At 69.3% G+C, this 17,196-nt stretch carries 16 protein-coding genes; 11 read left to right on the top strand and 5 right to left on the bottom strand.

Annotated features, from left to right (window positions below; genetic code table 11):
* Positions 1-39 precede the first annotated feature (39 nt).
* Positions 40-1,638 (bottom strand): hypothetical protein, encoded by a 1,599-nt coding sequence (locus tag GXW71_RS19200; protein ID WP_211854170.1) that lies wholly within the window; start codon positions 1,636-1,638, stop codon positions 40-42.
* 382 nt (positions 1,639-2,020) lie between these two features.
* Here GXW71_RS19200 and GXW71_RS19195 point away from each other — a divergent pair, with 382 nt between their 5' ends.
* A complete protein-coding gene (locus GXW71_RS19195) occupies positions 2,021-2,239 on the top strand; it encodes a hypothetical protein (protein WP_211854169.1) in 219 nt (72 codons plus the stop codon).
* Between the two features lie 417 nt (positions 2,240-2,656).
* Here the strand turns inward: GXW71_RS19195 and GXW71_RS19190 are convergent, their stop codons facing one another.
* Entirely contained in the window at positions 2,657-3,055 is a 399-nt protein-coding gene (locus tag GXW71_RS19190; RefSeq protein ID WP_211854168.1) for a hypothetical protein, read from the bottom strand.
* 335 nt (positions 3,056-3,390) lie between these two features.
* A complete protein-coding gene (locus tag GXW71_RS19185) occupies positions 3,391-4,185 on the bottom strand; it encodes an IclR family transcriptional regulator domain-containing protein (protein ID WP_211854167.1) in 795 nt (264 codons plus the stop codon).
* 125 nt (positions 4,186-4,310) lie between these two features.
* Here GXW71_RS19185 and GXW71_RS19180 point away from each other — a divergent pair, with 125 nt between their 5' ends.
* The 8 genes from GXW71_RS19180 to GXW71_RS19145 all read left to right on the top strand — a co-directional run bounded on the left by GXW71_RS19180 (position 4,311) and on the right by GXW71_RS19145 (position 12,698).
* Positions 4,311-5,633, top strand: coding sequence for an aromatic ring-hydroxylating dioxygenase subunit alpha (locus GXW71_RS19180; RefSeq protein WP_211854166.1), 1,323 nt, complete (start codon positions 4,311-4,313; stop codon positions 5,631-5,633).
* Complete coding sequence (locus GXW71_RS19175; RefSeq protein ID WP_211854165.1) at positions 5,630-7,054, top strand: glutamine synthetase family protein; 1,425 nt, start codon at positions 5,630-5,632, stop codon at positions 7,052-7,054. Before GXW71_RS19180 ends, GXW71_RS19175 begins: the two co-directional genes overlap by 4 nt.
* A 72-nt stretch (positions 7,055-7,126) precedes the next feature.
* Complete coding sequence (locus GXW71_RS19170; RefSeq protein WP_211854164.1) at positions 7,127-7,900, top strand: ABC transporter ATP-binding protein; 774 nt, start codon at positions 7,127-7,129, stop codon at positions 7,898-7,900.
* The gene (locus GXW71_RS19165) at positions 7,890-8,660 is read left to right on the top strand and encodes an ABC transporter permease (protein WP_211854163.1); all 771 of its coding nucleotides are present in this window, start codon (positions 7,890-7,892) and stop codon (positions 8,658-8,660) included. Before GXW71_RS19170 ends, GXW71_RS19165 begins: the two co-directional genes overlap by 11 nt.
* A gap of 23 nt (positions 8,661-8,683) precedes the next feature.
* Positions 8,684-9,649 (top strand): ABC transporter substrate-binding protein, encoded by a 966-nt coding sequence (locus GXW71_RS19160; protein ID WP_211854162.1) that lies wholly within the window; start codon positions 8,684-8,686, stop codon positions 9,647-9,649.
* An 11-nt stretch (positions 9,650-9,660) separates the two neighbouring features.
* The gene (locus GXW71_RS19155) at positions 9,661-10,425 is read left to right on the top strand and encodes an ABC transporter permease (protein WP_211854161.1); all 765 of its coding nucleotides are present in this window, start codon (positions 9,661-9,663) and stop codon (positions 10,423-10,425) included.
* Positions 10,426-10,438: 13 nt separating this feature from the next.
* Positions 10,439-11,680: an NAD(P)/FAD-dependent oxidoreductase gene (locus tag GXW71_RS19150; protein ID WP_211854160.1), complete on the top strand. Its 1,242-nt coding sequence runs from the start codon at positions 10,439-10,441 to the stop codon at positions 11,678-11,680.
* A 40-nt stretch (positions 11,681-11,720) separates the two neighbouring features.
* Entirely contained in the window at positions 11,721-12,698 is a 978-nt protein-coding gene (locus tag GXW71_RS19145; RefSeq protein ID WP_211854159.1) for a tripartite tricarboxylate transporter substrate binding protein, read from the top strand.
* A gap of 165 nt (positions 12,699-12,863) precedes the next feature.
* Here the strand turns inward: GXW71_RS19145 and GXW71_RS19140 are convergent, their stop codons facing one another.
* Together GXW71_RS19140 and GXW71_RS19135 are read right to left on the bottom strand one after the other, a co-directional pair.
* Positions 12,864-13,781, bottom strand: coding sequence for an MBL fold metallo-hydrolase (locus GXW71_RS19140; RefSeq protein WP_211854158.1), 918 nt, complete (start codon positions 13,779-13,781; stop codon positions 12,864-12,866).
* Between the two features lie 188 nt (positions 13,782-13,969).
* Positions 13,970-14,431 (bottom strand): GNAT family N-acetyltransferase, encoded by a 462-nt coding sequence (locus GXW71_RS19135; protein ID WP_211854157.1) that lies wholly within the window; start codon positions 14,429-14,431, stop codon positions 13,970-13,972.
* Positions 14,432-14,724: 293 nt separating this feature from the next.
* On the opposite strand from GXW71_RS19135, the gene GXW71_RS19130 reads away from it, so the two are divergent.
* Positions 14,725-16,293, top strand: a complete 1,569-nt coding sequence (locus tag GXW71_RS19130) for a winged helix-turn-helix domain-containing protein (RefSeq protein ID WP_211854156.1) — start codon at positions 14,725-14,727, stop codon at positions 16,291-16,293.
* Between the two features lie 125 nt (positions 16,294-16,418).
* The gene (locus tag GXW71_RS19125) at positions 16,419-17,138 is read left to right on the top strand and encodes a response regulator transcription factor (RefSeq protein ID WP_456315990.1); all 720 of its coding nucleotides are present in this window, start codon (positions 16,419-16,421) and stop codon (positions 17,136-17,138) included.
* Positions 17,139-17,196: the final 58 nt, after the last annotated feature.

Below are 17,196 nucleotides of genomic sequence, written 5' to 3'. Positions count from 1 at the left end.
AAGCGGCCTCGATCGCCTCGGCGATCCGGGCCGCCGGCATCACTCGAATTCGGCGGGGTACGGCCCGCGCCGCGCATCGTCGGCATCGCCTTCCTCCGCATGCAGCGCCCGCGCGAAGCTCGCCTCCCGCTGCGCGCCATGGCTTTCCGGATGCAGGTAGCGGCCGACCTCCGCACCCTCCTTCCGCGCCTCCACCTTCAGCGGCGCGTGCTTCGCGTAGGCATCGCGGCGGATGCCGGTCACCTGCCAGCAGACCCGCATCCCCGGCCGGCCGCCGGCGATGGTGAAGCGGTTGTCGAGGATCATCGTCGCGACATGCAGCTCCGGCGCCGGCAGGCCGATCGCAGTGAGCTGGTAGCGGCAATCGGTGTTCAACGCCTCGAACCAGTGCGGCAGCTCGATGGTCGCGCGGCCCTGGCCGTCCAGTTCCACGATGCCGTCGTAGAAGGTCTTCATCTCCGAGGAATCGACCGAGCCATGCGCGAGGGTGCGGTTCTCGGGATCGAGCGGATGGTCGATGCGGAAGCCCTTGGCGAGCGCGGCCAAGCTGCCGGCGACCACCACCTCGCCGGCGAAGAAGCCGGCCGGGCCACCATCCTCGCCGCTCTCGGCCAGATGCGTGCCGATGGTGCGCAGCGCGACCGGCGCGCCATGGGCCTCGACCCCCGGTGCGCCGCGGCCGAAGCCGACGACGCCGGGGCAACCCTCGCCGGCGCCGGCGCCGAGCACGCCGGCGCGCTTTACCGGCACGCCCATGCCGCCCGACAGGCCGTAGACGCCGATGCCCTCCGGCGCCAGACCCTTCACTCCGGCGGTCGCGAAGCCGCTGCTCTCGCCGCGCAGCCCGCTGGCATCCCAATGGGTGGAGGCGGAGGTGCCGAAGACGCCCCATTCGCCGGTGCCGTGCACGCCCGCACCCGATCCCTGGTGCACGCCGCGGACGCCGACCGCGCCGCGATGCCGGGTGCGGCCGTTGACGCCGTCGCCGAGCTCGCTCCAGCCCGCGACGCCGCCGCTCTCGCCGAGCTTCGCGTCCTTGCGGCCGGTACCGCTGCCGATCACGCCCCAGCCGCTGCCCTTGGAGACGCCGACGACGCCGGCCAGGATGTCCTGCCAGGCGGCGCCGCCTTCGGTCTGTCCGAGCACGCCGACGCCGTGCCGGCTGAAGCCGGTGACGCCGGCGCCGCTGTCCTCGTTGCTGCCGAGCACGCCGCTCGCGGTGTCGCTCTTCGCGAGGCCGGTGACGCCGTTGCCGAATTCGCTGCGGCCGAGCACGCCATGGTTGGTGTCGCTGTGCCCGGAGATCCCGGCGCCGCGCAGGGAACGTCCCTCGGTGCCCGCCCGGTCCTCGGACCGGCCGGTGACGCCGGTGCCGCAGGTGGATTGCCCGACCACGCCGCTGCCGCGGCCGCTGCGGCCGAGAACGGCGTCGCCGTCGACGCTCTCGCCGAGGAGTGCGGGCCGCGCTTCCGCGACGGGACGGAGGGCGACCAGCCGCGGGCCTCCGGCATCATTCTTGTGGACGGCTTCGCCATTGCGGACGGCTTCGCCCTTCCGCAGCACGCCGCCGCCCCCATTGCCGTCCGCGGGCGGGGCGATGCCCCGTCCCTCGCCGCCGGTGTCCCGAACGCCCGTCATCGCGGTCTCCGCCTGTCCCGCCGCGCCTGCCCAGGGGCGCGGCCCATCCGCTTAGCGCGGGGCGGACGGCAGGGCGGTGACGGAGGTCACAGACCGGTGAAACCCGGGGCGCGCTGCCGGGGGCCCGCCGCCCTGCAGCGGCCCCGCCGATGTCCAGGAGGGACAGGGGTGCCGCCGATGCCGGAGCAGGGAGAATTACGTCATGCTCGTTATGCATGCCTTAGGCGCCGTCGGTATCGCGGTTCCGTGAACGAATGTGTTGTTTTCGTCGCTGCCGTATCGTAATTGATCCGCTCCGTCGTTCCCCCCGGCGAAGGACCGCATCGTGTACCGACTGGCTTATGTCGAATGCCCAAGGCCGACGCGTGGCTGCGGCGCCTCCTTGCCGGAAGCGCCGCATTTCCGCGTCGAGCCCTTTGCCTCCACCCGCGCGGCGCTCGACCGCGCCTGCGAGATCATCGGCGCCCCAACCGTGTCATCGGTCGAGCTTTATGCCGATTCAGGAGAAGTCCTCTTCGATACCGTGACGCTGGCCCTGGAACTGGGTTGGCCGTTGCCGCCAGCCGATCCGATGTGCTGGCATTCCGATTCTGCGGGTTGATCCGCGCCAGTCATTCCACTGCCCGACCACGATTTCGCCGATCGTGAAATGTCACGTCAGATATCGTTTCTGAGAGATGGGTTCGTCTCTCGGGGGCAAACCCCCGATTCGCCAGCAATCTATGGCAGGCTGGCTGTCAAGGATGCGCCGTCGCGAAATTTGTTGACCGCTTCGGGTCAATTACCGCGTTGCAGCATCGATCTGGCCCGCTCACGATGCGCGTGCTGGAACGTTTCAGCGCATGGAGTGCCCCCCGCCCATGTATACGCTCGCCTATGTCGAACGTGCTGCGCGACAGCCCGGGCTGCAGACCTCTCCCCGACAGCGGTTCCGGATCGAACGCTTCCCGACCAAGGGGGCGGCCCTGGCCCGTGCACGCAGCATCATCGCGCTGCCATTGATCTCCGCGGTCGAGCTTCACACCAGCGAAGGTGAGGTCGTCCTGGATGCGCGCGAGTTGGCATCGACGCTCGGGGCGACCCCACGCCTGGCGGCCGCGGCGCCGCCCGAGCCCATTCCTTCCCCGATCGGCACCGGGGACTGAGGCAGCCGGCCCGGCGGCACCGGCGTCCAGCCCGGCAGCACGCCCGGATCCGCCGGCCCATCAACCAGCAGCCCCGACCGCTGGCCACGCTCATCCCGCAGATCGATCACGTGGAAGGCATGCGCCTCCGGTGGCTGCAGGCTGCCATGGGCGGCACCGTCATCGGCGGCCTGGTGCAGCACCTCCAGGAACCGCCCGGACAGACGGTTGAGTTCGCAGGTCCCCAGTAGCTCCAGGGTGGTACCCGCTGCGCGGTAGACCTCAAGTTGCATCTGCGCTCCGCCCTGCTCGCGCCAGGAAGGTGGTCGCCGGAAAGCTACGGGATTTCATCATGTCCCGTCACCCACCTTCACTGAACTCTTCACCGAACTTTGCCATCGCCGATTGTCTCGTGCGGCGCCTGCTCCCAGCGGGGGAGGGCGGCGGTTCAGCCACAACCAGCGCGTGGCGGCGCGCCGGGTCGTGACGGAACAGTATCCTTGGGGCACGCGATCCAATTGTCGGAACTCATGGAAAAGATTGACGAACCCAGTATGGAGCAGTGCCTCATTTTTGGCACCGGGTATTTTGTCTTCAGCTTGCGATCCGTCTCGCCCACCGACCACGGTCACACGAGCAGTGCGCTGATTTCTGCCGCCTCTGCCCGCAGTAGCGGCAGCACCTGTTCCCGCAGCATGGCTACGGTGCCGCGCTCCACCTGCATCCCGACATTCAGCGCGGCGACGACCCGCCCGTCGTAGCGGCGGAGCGGCACCGCGATCGAGCGGAAGCCGATCTCCGCCTCCTGGTCCACCAGGGCGAACCCCTCCCGGCGCGTCTCGATCACCTGGGCGCGGATTGCCACCGGGTCGAGGGTCGTCTGCGGCGTCGCCGCCACCGGGCGCAGCGCCGCGAAGAACGTCTCCAGCGCCGCATCCGGCAGCCCCGCCAGCAACACCCGGCCAAGCGCGGTACAGAAGGCCGGCAGGCGCCAGCCGACCATGGTGGTCACGCTCAGCATGCGCGTCGGCTGGCCATAGGCGATGAAGACGATCTCCCCGCCATCCAGCACGGCGGCCGAGCAGGGCTCGCCGATCGCGAGGCTCAGCCGCTCGCAACGCGGCTGCAGGATGGTGGAGACGCCATTGGAGCCGAGATAGCCCGCCGCCAGCCGCAGCACCCGCGGCGTGAGGCGGAACAGGCGGCCATCGGTCTCCAGATGGCCGAGCTCGGCCAGGGTCAGCAACGCGCGGCGCACGGTCGCGCGCGGCAGGTCCACGGCACGGGCCACCTCGGCCAGCGTCATCTGCCGCCGCTCGGCGTCGAAGGCCTGCAACACCGCAAGGCCCCGCGCCAGGGCTTCCAGGAAGTCCGGCCCCGCGGCTTGGCGCCGCTCGGCATCCTGCGGGCGCAGCCGCGCCATCGGCATCCGTTCCTTCTCATCCTCGATCCGCGCATGAGAGACTTGCGCAAGGCGCGCGGCGGTCGCTAATATCGCACAAGTGTTCGGTCAGCGAACACCGGTTTCTGGTTCCGGGGGCTCCGCCGATGATCTCCGCCGAACAGAATGCACGCCTGACGCAGGTCGGACCCGGCACGCCCGGCGGGCGGGTGCTGCGGCACTATTGGCAGCCGATCACCCTGGTGGAGGAGCTGGACGGCAAGCGGCCGGTGCGTGCGGTGCGCGCCCTCGGCCAGGATTTTGTGCTGTTCCGGGACCAGGCCGGCAGGCTCGGCCTGCTCGACCGCGACTGCCCGCATCGCGGCGCCGATCTCGCCTTCGGCCGGCTGGAGGATGGCGGGCTGCGCTGCGCCTTCCACGGCTGGCTCTTCGACGCCAACGGCGCCTGCCTGGAGACGCCCGCCGAGCCCGAGGGCAGCACGCTCTGCAGCCGCATCCGCCAGCGCGCCTATCCGGTCGAGGTGCGCAGCGGCATCGTCTTCGCCTATCTCGGCGAGGGCGAGGCACCGCCCTTCCCCGCCTTCGACTGCTTCGCGGCGCCGGCCACCCACACCTTCGCCTTCAAGGGGCTGATCGACTGCAACTGGCTGCAGGCGCTGGAGGTCGGCATCGACCCCGCCCATGCGTCCTTCCTGCATCGCTTCTTCGATGACGGCGATGCGGCCGATGCCTATGGCAAGCAGTTCCGCGCGACATCGGACGGGTCGGACCTGCCGATGACCTATGTGCTGCGCGAATTCTCCCGTCCCCGGATCGAGGTGGAGAACACCGATTACGGGCTCCGGCTCTTCGCGCTGCGCCAGATCAATGACGCCACCATGCATGTGCGGGTGACCAACCTGTTCTTCCCGCAGGCCTTCGTGATTCCGATGAGTGCCGAGATGACCATCACCCAATGGCACATGCCGGTGGACGACATCAGCTGCTACTGGATCGCGATCTTCACCAGCTTCGCCGGGCCGGTGGATCATGCGGCGATGCGCCACCAGCGCCTCGCTTCCTACAGCCTGCCCGACTACCTGCCGAAGCATGGCCGCCACGATGATTACGGCTTCGACGCGGAGGAACAGGCGAGCGCGACCTACACCGGCATGGGCGAGGACATCAACACCCACGACCAATGGGCGGTGGAATCGCAGGGCCGCATCCAGGACCGCACCCGCGAGCATCTGGCCAGCACCGACAAGGCGATCGCCGCCAATCGCCGGCTGCTGTTGCGCGCCATGGCCGCGATCGAGGAAGGCCGCCGCCCGGTGCTGCTGCAGGAGGCCGGGACCGCCGCCCTGACCGGCCCCGGAACCATAGACGGCATGGCACCCAGCGCGAGCTGGGAGCAGCATTGGAAGGACGCGGTCACCCGCCGCCGCAGCGCCGCCCCCTGGGGCCCGCCGGCGCTCGCCGCGGAGTGAGCTTCTGCGAGCAACACGGCCTGCACAGCGAGGCCGCCCGCGCCGAGGTGCTGCGGCGCATCGAGGCCGAGGACATCGGCGTCATCCGCCTGGTCTTTCCCGACCAGCACGGCATCCTGCGCGGCAAGACCATCGTCACCTCAGAGGCACGGCGCGCGCTGCGCGAGGGGGTCGCGATGACGACGACCCTGCTGCTGAAGGACAGCTCCCACCGCACCGTCTTCCCGGTCTTCACGGCCGGCGGCGGCATCGGCGAGCCCGCGCTGGAAGGCGGGGCCGATGTCCTGCTGATCCCGGATCCCGCCACCTTCCAGGTGCTGCCCTGGGCGCCGCATAGCGGCTGGATGCTGTGCGAGGCGCATTTCCCGGATGGCCGCGTCGCGCCCTATTCCACCCGCGGGCTGCTGCAGCGGGTGCTCGCCGAGGCCGCCGAGGCCGGCTTCGATTTCATCGCCGGCATTGAGGTCGAGTTCCATCTCTTCAAGCTGCTCGACCCGCGGCTCGCGCCCGAGGATTCGGGACAGCCGGGCACGCCGCCCGAGGTCGCGCTGCTGACCCAGGGCTACAACTACCTGACCGAGCTCCGCTACGATCAGCTCGACCCCGCGCTCGAGATCATCAGGCGGGAGATCCAGGCACTCGGCCTGCCGCTGCGGTCCATGGAGGTCGAATACGGACCGAGCCAAGTCGAATTCACCTTCCAGGCGCAGGGCGGCCTCGCCTCGGCCGATCTGATGATGCTGTTCCGCTCGGCGGTGAAGCAGGTCGCGCGGCGCCATGGCTACCATGCGAGCTTCATGTGCCGGCCGAAGATCCCGAATGTGATGTCGAGCGGCTGGCATCTGCACCAGTCGCTGGTCGACCGCGTGACCGGGCGCAATACCTTCATCGGTGGGGACGGCGCGCTGCTCTCGGACACCGCGCTCCATTACCTCGGCGGGCTTCTGCATCACGCGCGGGCGGCGGCGGTGTTCTCGACGCCGACCATCAACGGCTATCGCCGCTATCGGCCTTATTCGCTGGCGCCGGATCGCGCGATCTGGGGCATCGACAATCGCGGGGTGATGGTCAGGGCGCTCGGCACGCCCGGCGATGCCGCGACGCGGCTCGAGAACCGCGTCGGCGAGCCGGCCGCGAACCCCTATCTCTACCTGGCCTCGCAACTTGCCTTCGGGCTCGACGGCATCAGCGCGAAGCGCGACCCCGGCCCCTCGGCCGATACGCCCTATGAGGCCGCGGCGCCGATGCTGCCGCGGAGCCTGGCCGAGGCGGTGGAAGCGCTCGATGCGAGCGAAGCCGCGCGCCGGATCTTCGGTAGCGGCTTCATCGACTACCTCCTCCGCATCAAGCGCGCCGAGATCGCGCGCTTCGAGGCCGAGGTGACGGCGTGGGAACACCGCGAGTATTTCGAGCTGTTCTGAAGGGCGGGCCCGGGCGGCAGACCCGGCCCGGACACGGGGACGCAGCCTACGGCCAGCAGGACAGGAGCGATCGTGGATTTCCTGGAACTGGACGCCGTCACCAAGGAGTATCCCAACCGCTCCGGCCCGCCGGCGCGGGTGATGGACCAGGTCTCGCTCTCGGTGCGGCAGGGCGAGTTCATGGCCGTGCTCGGCCCTTCCGGCTGCGGGAAATCGACCTTGCTGCAGATGGCCGCGGGGCTGCTGCCGGTGAGCGACGGCACGGTGCGCATCGCCGGCCGCCGCATCATCGCGCCGCCGCCCGAGGCGGTCTATGTCTTCCAGCAATACACGCGCTCGCTGCTGCCCTGGCGCAACGTGCGCGACAATGTGGGTTTCGCGATCGAGCATCGCCTCGGCCGCCGCCGCGCGCGGGAAGTCGCGGAGGCACAGCTCGACCAGGTCGGGCTCGAGGGCTTCGGCGATCACTTCCCCTGGCAATTATCGGGCGGCATGCAGCAGCGCGTGGCGATCGCGCGCGCCCTGGCGGCGGAGCCCGCCATGCTGCTGATGGACGAGCCTTTCAGCGCAGTGGATGCGCTGACCCGGCTCGATCTGCAGGCGCTGATCCTCGAGATCTGGGCGCGCAGGCGCCTGACCGTGCTGCTGGTCACGCATGACGTGGACGAGGCGATCACCTTGGCCGACCGCATCGCGGTGCTGACCCGGCGCCCGGCCAGGATGGCCGAAATGGTGGAGGTCGGGCTGCCGCGCCCGCGCGACGCCGTCGCCACGCGCGAGGCGCCGCAGTTCCTGGCGCTGCGCCGCCGCCTGCTCGACCGCCTGCTGCTGCGCCATGACGGCTGAGCGCCTGCTTCGCCCGCTGCCTGGCCTCTGCGTGCTGGCGCTGATTCTCGGCGGGCTGGAGGCGGCTGTCGATGCCGGGCTGATCCGCCGCGCGCTGCTGCCGCCGCCCTCCGCGATCGCACCGGTGCTCTGGGACATGCTGGCCAGCGGCGCGGTGCTGCCGCCGCTGCTCGCGACCCTCCGACTGGTCTTCGCGGGCTTCTTCATCGGCAGCGCCATCGGCGTCGCCGCGGGCCTCGCCATGGGCTGGTTTCCGCCGGTCTTCCGCCTGCTGGAGCCGGTGGTCGAGCTGCTGCGCCCGATCCCCAAGGCTGCGCTGGTGCCGGCGCTGATGCTCTTCCTCGGCATCGGCGAGACGATGAAGATCACCTCGGTCGCGCTGGCCGTGCTGTTCCCGGTGCTGGTGAACACCTTGCAGGGCGTGCGCGGCGTCGATCGGGTCATGCTGGATGCGGCACGCACCCATGGCTGGGGTCGGGCGCATACCCTGCTGCATCTGGTGCTGCCCGCGGCGCTGCCCTTCATCCTCGCGGGCATGCGGATCAGCCTCGGCCTCGCGCTGGTGCTGGCGGTGCTCGCCGAGATGCTGGCGGGCCAGGGCGGGCTCGGCTTTCTCATCCTCGACATGCAGCGGAGCTTCCTGGTCCGGCAGATGTATGCCTGGCTGGTCATCCTGGCCGTGCTCGGCCTTGCCTTGAATGCGCTCTTTCTCCTCGTCGAACGCCGCGCGCTGCATTGGCAGCCGGCACTCCGTCCGTGACCTCCTCCCGAAGGACCCCGCCAATGGCACCGGTCAGCCGCCGCCTCGCGCTCTCCCTCGCCGCCCTGCCGCTGGCAGCACCCCCGCTGCTCGGCCAGACACTCACCCGGATGCGCGTCAGCGTCATCCCGGTGCTGGACGTGGCACCGCTGCATGCAGCGATCCGCGAAGGCTATTTCGCCGCCGAAGGGCTCGAAATCGACACCTCCACCACCACCGGCGGCGCCACCGGCCTGCCGGGCCTAGTCGCACGGCAGTTCCGCGTCACCTTCTCCAATGCCGTGTCGATCATGCTCGGCATCCGCGAAGGCCTCGATTTCCGCTTCGTCTCGGGCGCCACGCGCGGGACCGAGACGCCGCCCGACATCTTCGCGGTACTGGTGAAGAAGGGATCGGACATCCGCTCGGGCAAGGATCTGGAAGGCAAGCGCATCGCCTCCAACACCCGCAACAACATCGTCTGGCTCCGCGGCATGGCCTGGGTCGAGAAGACCGGCGGCGACTGGCGCCGCGTCACCACCGTCGAGGTGCCGTTCCCGCAGATGGCCGATGCGCTGGCCGGCGGGCAGATCGACGCGGCGATCTTCAGCGAGCCCTTCGTCGCCGGTGCGCTCGCGACCCATGGCGACCGGCTGGAGCGGATCGGCTGGCCGATCAGCGAGACCACGCCCGGCGGCACCAATGCGCAGTACGTGGCGATGAAGGAGGATCTGGACGCCAATGCCGAGCTCTTCGACCGCTTTGCGCGCGCGCTGCACCGCGGGGTCGACTGGGTCAACGCACGGCTGACCGATCCGGCGCTGCTCGAGCTGATCGCCGGCTTCTCCCGCGTGCCGGTCGAACGGCTGCGGCAGGTCGCGCTGCCGGCCTATCCGAAGGGCGTCACGCCTGCCGAGCTCGATGCGCTGCTGACGACCATGACGCATTTCGGCCTGGGCGGGCGCTATCCCGCGACCGCCTCGCTCATCCATCGTACCGCCGCGGTCTGATGCGGCGCCCGGTGCGGTTTTCCTCCGGCGTGGTGTTGGTGGCGGGGCTGCTTGCCCTGTGGGAGGTCTCCGCGCGGCTCGACTGGATGCAGACGCCGAACTGGCCGCCACTCAGCCAGGTGCTGGCGGCGCTGGCCCGCGACATACTGAGCGGCGAATTGCCGGAGCTCGCCGGCGGCACGCTGCTCAGGATGGCGGCGGGGCTCGCGGCCGGCGGCACCGCCGGGGTCATGGTGGGGCTGCTCTTCGCGACCCTGCCGCTGACGGCGCGGCTGTTCGGCCCGACGGTCGAGCTGATCCGGCCGATCCCGATCCCCGCGGTAGTGCCGCCGCTGGTGCTCTTCCTCGGCCTCGATGACGCCATGAAGGTCACGGTCGTGGCGCTGACGGCGTTCTTCCCGGTGCTGACCAACACGATGCAGGGGATTGCCGCGGTGGAGGCCGAGACACTGGCCATGGGCCGCACCTTCGGCATCGGGCCCTTGCGGCGCGCGCTGCGCATCACGCTGCCTGCCGCGCTGCCCTATATCCTCGCGGGGCTCCGCGTGTCCCTGGCGCTGGCACTCGTCGTCGCCGTCGTGGCCGAGATGATCGCCGGCGAGCAGGGCCTCGGCCATTACCTGGTGATGATGCAATTCGCGGGACGGGCGCCCGAGATCTACGCGGCCGTGGTGGCGCTCGCGCTGCTCGGCTATGCGCTGAACCGCGGCTTTCTCGCGCTGGAGCGCCGCGCGATCCATTGGTGGTTCGCGCTCGGGCGCCAGGCCGAAGGCTGAGAGGAAACAGGGCATGCATGTCGCGGTCATCGGCAATGGCATCGTCGGCACCGCGACCGCGGCCTGGCTGCAGCGCGATGGGCACCGGGTGAGTTTCGTCGATCCGCTCGGCCCCGCCGAGGCGACCTCCTTCGGCAATGCCGGCTCGCTCTCGCCCTCCGCCTGCCTGCCCGTCGGCATGCCGGGGATGTGGAAGAAGGCGCCGCAATGGCTGCTGGATCCGCTGGGGCCGCTGGCGGTGCGATGGTGGTACGCGCCGGTCGTCGCACCCTGGCTATGGCGCTTCCTAAAACATTCCTCGCGCGAGGAGGTGGTGCGTATCGCGACCGCACTGCGCGGGCTGCTGGCGCCGATCTTCGATTGCTATGAGCCCTTGCTGCAGCGCGCCGGGGCGATGGGACTGATGACCCGCAGCGGCTGCCTCTATGTCTATTCAGGGCCCGAGGCGGCGCGGCAATGGGCCTGGGGGATGGGGCTCAGGCGCTCGCTCGGGGTCGATCTGCGCGATATCGCCGAGGATGAGCTGGTCGCGCTGGAGCCCGACCTGAAGGGCCGCTTCCGCTTCGGCATCCTGGCGCCGGAGAACGGCTCCACCACAGATCCGGCGGCGCTGACGCGGGCGATCTTCGCGCAATGCGAGCGCGACGGCGCGGCAGTTGTGCGCCATCGCGTCACCGGCTTCCGCCAGGCGGGCGGCGGTGTGACCGGGCTGCGCCTCGCGGGCGGCGAGACGCTCGATTGCGACGCCGCGGTGCTGGCCGGCGGCGCCTGGTCCGCCGGCCTCGCGGCCGAGCTCGGCGCGCGCATCCCGCTCGAGACGCAGCGCGGCTACCATGTCACCGTCCGCAGCAACAACCTGGCACTCCGCCACACGGTGATGGCGGTCGAGCACAATCTGATGGTGAACCCCATGAGCATGGGGCTCCGGCTCGCGGGGTCGGTGGAATTCGCGGGGCTGCGCGCGGCGCCGGACTACCGGCGCGCGCAGGTGCTGCTGCGGCACGGGCAGGCGATGTTCCCGCACCTCGATGTGTCGGAGACCAGCGACTGGATGGGCCACCGGCCCTGCCTGCCAGACAGCCTGCCGGTGATCGGCCGTGCGCCGCGCGCCGACAATGCCTGGTTCGCCTTTGGCCATGGCCATGTCGGCATGTGCGGCGCGGCGAGCACCGGGCGCGAGATCGCCAACCTGATAGCGGGCCGCGCGCCGCAGATCGACCTCACGCCCTTTGCGCCGACGCGCTTCGGGCGATGAGCGTGGCACCCGCTTGCGACATCCCCCAGGGAGAGCCGAGATGACACCTGTCCTCACCCGCCGCGCGCTTTGCGTCGGACTGGCCGCGACCGGCCTCGCCGCCCCCGCCCTGGCGCAGCCCTGGCCGGCCCGGCCGGTCCGCATCGTGGTGCCGTTTCCACCGGGGGGCAGCACCGACCTGCTGGCGCGGCGCCTGGCCGAGCGGCTCACCACCAGCCTCGGCCAGACCGTGCTGGTCGAGAACCGGCCCGGCGCCGGCGGCACCGCGGGCGCCGACTACGTCGCGAAGGCGCCGCCCGATGGGCTGGTGCTGCTGATGGGCGTCACCGGCAGCAATGCCATCGCCGGCAGCCTGTTCCGCGGCCTGCCCTATGATCCCGTGGCGTCCTTCGCGCCAATCTCGCGCCTTGTGTCCGCGCCGCTGGTGCTGGTGGTGACGCCCGCGATGCCGGTGCGGGACCTGGCTGGCTACATCGCCGCGGCGAAGGCGGCCCCCAGCAGCATCACCTACGCGACGCCGGGTAACGGCACCTCGATGCATCTGACCGGGGTGCTGTTCGAGCAGATGGCGGGCGTCAGCCTGGTGCACGTCCCCTATCGCGGATCGGCCGGCGCGCTCACCGATCTGATGGGCGGGCAGGTGCAATCGAGCTTCGGCGACTTCCTGGTCATGCTGCCGCAGATCCGGGCCGGCGCCATCCGGCCGCTGGCGGTCACATCGGCGGCCCGCCACCCGCTGCTGCCGGAGGTGCCGACCATGGCCGAGGCCGGGCTGCCGGGCTTCGAGGCGACCTCCTGGCAAGGCCTCTTCGCGCCCGCCGGCACGCCGGATGCGATCGTGCAGAGGCTCCACACCGAGGTCAGGGCCGCGATGCTCTCGGAGGATATCCGCGGCAGCTTCGCCAGCCAGGGCTTCATCATCGAAGCGACGCCGCCCGCGGAATTCGCGGGTTTCGTCGCCGTCGAGACGCGGCGCTGGGCGGAGGTGGTGCGGGCGGGCAACGTGACGGCGAACTGAGCGTGATGACTTGAGGCCGGTTCGGCCGAAAAGTCCGAATCACGCGATCAAACAAGGAGCCGGAGCATGATGCGTGAGCGGATGCGAACGCATCATGCTGCAGGGTACGGACTCATCGAACGCCATGAGTACGCGCCCCAGTTCGGCCCTGACCGCTACAAGCGGTCAGTAGTCCCAGAAGGTCGGTACCCAGCGAAAGACGTCGCCGTCGAGCGCCACCCGGCCGATGGATGGGAACGGCAGGTGCGTGGCCACCAGCAGCTCACCGTTCGCGGCCAGCTCCCGCAGAAGACGAACCCGAACCTGGGCCGACTCCTCGGGGTCGTGTTCGAACCCGTTGTACCAGTCGGGATGGTCGAACCCGACGGCGAACACGAGATCGCCGGCGAATGTCAGCCGGTCGCCGCCGGACGCCAAGCGGACCACGCTGTGCCCGGGGGTGTGGCCGCCGGTGCGACGGACGACCACGCCCGGCGCCACCTCGTGCTCCTCCTCGAAGGTCCGGAGCTGACTGCGGTACTCTTTCACGAACCGCTTGGCGGCCGACCGAAGCGCGTCCGGGAACCCCGGCGGCATGGAGACGTGAGAGAAATCGGGCGACGCCCAGAATTCGACCTCGGCGGCCGCCACGTGGATCCGCAGGTCCGGACGCAGCCGGTCCTTCACCCCGTCGACGAGCAGCCCACCAATGTGGTCCATATGCATGTGGGTCAGCACCACGTCGGTCACCGACCCAAGATCGATGCCGGCGGCCTCCAGTCGCCTGACCAACTGCCCGGCCCGCGGCAGGTTCAGGTCCGGGTCCAACCCCAGCCCGGCATCGATGAGTATGGTCTGCCCGCCGCTCCGTGCCACGACCACGTTCAGCGCCCAGTCGAACGCGTCCGGCGGCAGGAACATGTCGTTCAGCCAGGCCGCCCGGACGGCCGGGTCGACGTTGTGTGCCAACATCGCGGTTGGGAGCGGCAGCACGCCATCGCTGATCACCAGCACGTCAATCTCGCCGATCCGCAGCGCGTAGCGCGACGGAACCAACTCGTCGGGCTCGGGTCTATGGGAGTGTGAGGTGTAATCCAGGCTCATGTTCGCCTCCTGCTGACAGCCGCCTTACACACGGCATCGCCAACGCTACGGAGAGGCGTGTTGGCGGTCGATTGGCTCGAGGGAGAGGGCGAGGCATACCACCGGATAGGTCCTGCTATTCAGGTTGCAGGGCGTCGATCAGATGCAGCGCGTGCGGCGAGCGCGATCCTGAAAGCGGATCGCGGACATCAGCCACCCGCCGTCAGGGCGCCGATCGCCTCCGCCCCCAGCAACCAGCGGTCCCAGTCCGGATCGGGTGTGGCGCCGATCCCGCCGTAGAAAGCCCGGGCCGCTGCATTGTCCTTCAAGACGAACCAGGAGAATTTCTGGTGTCCCGTATCCACCGCATGGCGGGCCATGCGCTGCATCAGTCGTCGCCCGACCCCTTGGCCACGCTGATCCGGGTCCACGAAGAGCCACTTCATCATGAGCAGCGGATGCAGCGTGTGCATGAAGGGGATCTCGTAATGCACGGCCATGCCGGCGAGCCTGCCGTCGCCCCGGTCGGCGACGAAGGCGCCGAACTCCGGACGCTCTCCGAAGCCGCGATTCAGCAGCTCGGCCTCCGTCAGCCGGAAGCCGCTGCCCCGCTCGTAGGTGACGACGCCCTCCATCAGCCGCAGCAACTCGGGTACGTCCTCCCGCGCCATGGACCTGATCCGCACGTCACCCCTCACGATCCCCGCCCCAGCAGCTCATCCCGCCGAGCCTGGTTGGGCTCGCCTGCACAAGCGAGGTCGGCGAAGAGGCGCGCCTTCTCGTTCCGTTCGAAATAGGCGGTTCCGATACGGTTCATCATCCCCTCGGCAGCGTCTCAGGAGGCCCAGCTTAGCGGCCCCGATTTCCAGGACGCAACGAACTGACGCTGCTATGAATTACTAAACACCCACGCAATGGATCGGGAGTTATGGGGGCACCTTCGAGTTTCGCCTTCGGACCTTACGTGTTTCACACGCTCAGCCGTCGTCTCGAAAAACAAGGCGAGTTGGTACTGCTCAACTCCCGCGCAACGGAACTCCTGTTGCTGCTGTTGAGGCGCGCGGGTGAACTCGTGCCCAAGGACGATCTGCTGCATGCTGGCTGGGGCGGCCGAATCGTCGCGGAGAACAATCTGACCGTGCACATGGCAGCACTTCGCCGCGTGCTTCGCGACGGTGGAGAAGCCGACAGCCATATCCGGACCGAGCATGGCCGAGGCTACCGCTTCGTCACGCCCGTCACGATCGGAGGTCGCGAGCAGGGTGGCGCCCCTGGCGCGGCGACGGCAGCTTCCAGCCTCCGATCGGATATGCGTCGCCCGTCGGTCCTGGTCTCGCCTGTCCAGAGCCTGATGAATGACGAGACCCCCCAATCGCTTGCCGTGGAGATCGGGCGGCATCTCATGGTGCAGCTGTCCCGCGTGCCCGATCTGCTCGTGATCGGCACGCCGGGATCCGCTGGAATCCAACGCCTCCAAGGGGAGGCTGGAGCCCGGTACATCCTGCGGACCTCCGTCCGGCCGGATGATGGCTCCACCCACATCATCGCCATGGTCGACGACGCCGCCAGCGGGGTGACCATCTGGGCGGACAGGCTGGAGCACCGGCATATCGGCGTGAGCTCGGTGGAGAACGAGATCGCAAGCCGGCTGGCGCATACGGTGGTCACCGCGCTCATGGATCGGGAAGCAGCCCAGGGGCCGGCTGAAGACGCGCCGCTCACCATCGGCGCGCAGCACGCCGCCCTGCGCGGCTGGAGCGCCCTCAATCGCGAGCTGTCGGTGCCCCAGGATCTGGCCGAGGCACGGCGGTGGTTCGACCGCGCGCTCCGCGCCGATCCATCGCATGCGCCCGCTTTGGCCGGCTCAGCCTATGCGATCGTCGCTGAGAACATACGGGCCACCGTGCAGTTTCGCGACTCCGCACGGGGCGACGCGGCGCGCGCCGAGCTGCGGCGGGCCGATGAACTGGCAACGCGGGCGGTCGCACGGGCGCCGGCCTGGCCGCGGGCATGGTTCTGCCGCGGCTATGTGAGGCTCTGGCAACGCCGCTTCGATGCGGCGCTGACAGCCTTCGAGCGGGCCCTGGCGCTCGATCCCTGCGATGCCGAAGCGCACGCCTATGCCGGCCATGTCCAGTTCCTGGCGGGGCGCCCAGAAGCGATGCAGGCACCAGTCCAGTATGCGATTGCCCTCAGCCCGCGCGACCGCGGCGTCGGCCTCTGGCACCACTGGCTGGGCCTGTGCGAGTTCTGGCATGAGCGTGACGAACTCGCGATCCCGCATTTCGTGCGTGCCACCGATTTCTCACCAAGCCTGGTCTATCCCCCGAGTTTCCTCGCCAGCGCACTGGCCCATGCAGGCCGGATTGCGGAGGCGCGAAGGACACTCGATGCCTGGTGCGAGGCGATGGGCGGGTTTCATCTCACCATCGACCATCTGCGCGCGCAGGTCTTCTCGGACCACCCGACCTATCTTGCCGGACATGAGCGCCTTTACCGAGGTCTGCGCCTGATCGGTGTCGCGGAGCACTGACGCGACAGGCAGCCCCTTGCAGGTCATCCCACTCGGCCATGCCAGTCGGCTTAGCGAGATTTAGGAAATCCACCAACGACCTTGGCGGTCCTCCCCGGTAGGGTCCGGGACATCCAGCGCAAGGGATGCGAAGCCAACGCAACCGCCAAAGCCACGCACCCCATTGGCGAGCTGGCGGCATTGCGAGGCCTGTTATGAAGACAAGGGAACCTGAATCGGAACGCCCGGTGGTTTTGATCGTGGACGATGATGCGGCAATCCGATGTGCCCTTCAGGAGCTCATGCGTTCTGTGGACATAGACGCCGTGTGCTTCGCCTGCACGCGCGAATTGCTGGCTGCCGAGCCACAGGACAGGCCGGGATGTCTGGTCCTGGATGTCCGCATGCCAGGCTTGAGCGGCCTTGATCTCCAACGCCACCTTGCGTCGAGCGGCAGCACCAAGCCCATCGTCTTTCTCACGGCGCATGGTGACATCCCGATGTCCGTTCAGGCGATGAAAGCAGGTGCGGTCGATTTTCTTACCAAGCCGTTCCGCGACCAGGCCCTGCTCGACGCGATCGCAATCGGAATCGAGAGGGACATCGCGCAGAGGGTTTCGGCGCGGATCGCCAAGCAGCATACCGAGCGCCTCACCACGCTCACGTCGCGCGAGCGCCAGGTGCTGCGCCAACTGGCACATGGCCAGCTCAACAAGCAGATCGCATTCAACCTCGGCATCAGCGACGTCACGGTAAAGCTTCACCGCAGCAATGTAATGCGGAAGATGAGGGCGACCAATATCGGCGACCTGGTGCGTGCCTGGGAGGCAATCCCGACCAGCGTGCGCGAGGCGGAAGCGGCCTAGCCAATGGCGTGGTCGGAGGGCAACGCGATCTCACAGAGACCTGAGGCAGGCGACCTGA

Origin of the sequence: Plastoroseomonas hellenica (assembly GCF_018129085.1) — a bacterium.
Lineage (GTDB): Bacteria > Pseudomonadota > Alphaproteobacteria > Acetobacterales > Acetobacteraceae > Plastoroseomonas > Plastoroseomonas hellenica.
This window is presented reverse-complemented; position numbering and strand designations above follow the sequence as displayed.

Excerpts from the sequence above, each read along its gene's own strand:
- GXW71_RS19150 (WP_211854160.1), top strand. The coding sequence starts at position 10,439 with ATGCATGTCGCGGTCATCGGCAATGGCATCGTCGGCACCGCGACCGCG.
- GXW71_RS19135 (WP_211854157.1), bottom strand. The coding sequence starts at position 14,431 with ATGGCGCGGGAGGACGTACCCGAGTTGCTGCGGCTGATGGAGGGCGTC.
- GXW71_RS19160 (WP_211854162.1), top strand. The coding sequence starts at position 8,684 with ATGGCACCGGTCAGCCGCCGCCTCGCGCTCTCCCTCGCCGCCCTGCCG.
- GXW71_RS19200 (WP_211854170.1), bottom strand. The coding sequence starts at position 1,638 with ATGACGGGCGTTCGGGACACCGGCGGCGAGGGACGGGGCATCGCCCCG.
- GXW71_RS19145 (WP_211854159.1), top strand. The coding sequence starts at position 11,721 with ATGACACCTGTCCTCACCCGCCGCGCGCTTTGCGTCGGACTGGCCGCG.
- GXW71_RS19185 (WP_211854167.1), bottom strand. The coding sequence starts at position 4,185 with ATGGCGCGGCTGCGCCCGCAGGATGCCGAGCGGCGCCAAGCCGCGGGG.
- GXW71_RS19140 (WP_211854158.1), bottom strand. The coding sequence starts at position 13,781 with ATGAGCCTGGATTACACCTCACACTCCCATAGACCCGAGCCCGACGAG.
- GXW71_RS19125 (WP_456315990.1), top strand. The coding sequence starts at position 16,419 with ATGCGAAGCCAACGCAACCGCCAAAGCCACGCACCCCATTGGCGAGCT.
- GXW71_RS19180 (WP_211854166.1), top strand. The coding sequence starts at position 4,311 with ATGATCTCCGCCGAACAGAATGCACGCCTGACGCAGGTCGGACCCGGC.
- GXW71_RS19165 (WP_211854163.1), top strand. The coding sequence starts at position 7,890 with ATGACGGCTGAGCGCCTGCTTCGCCCGCTGCCTGGCCTCTGCGTGCTG.
- GXW71_RS19190 (WP_211854168.1), bottom strand. The coding sequence starts at position 3,055 with ATGCAACTTGAGGTCTACCGCGCAGCGGGTACCACCCTGGAGCTACTG.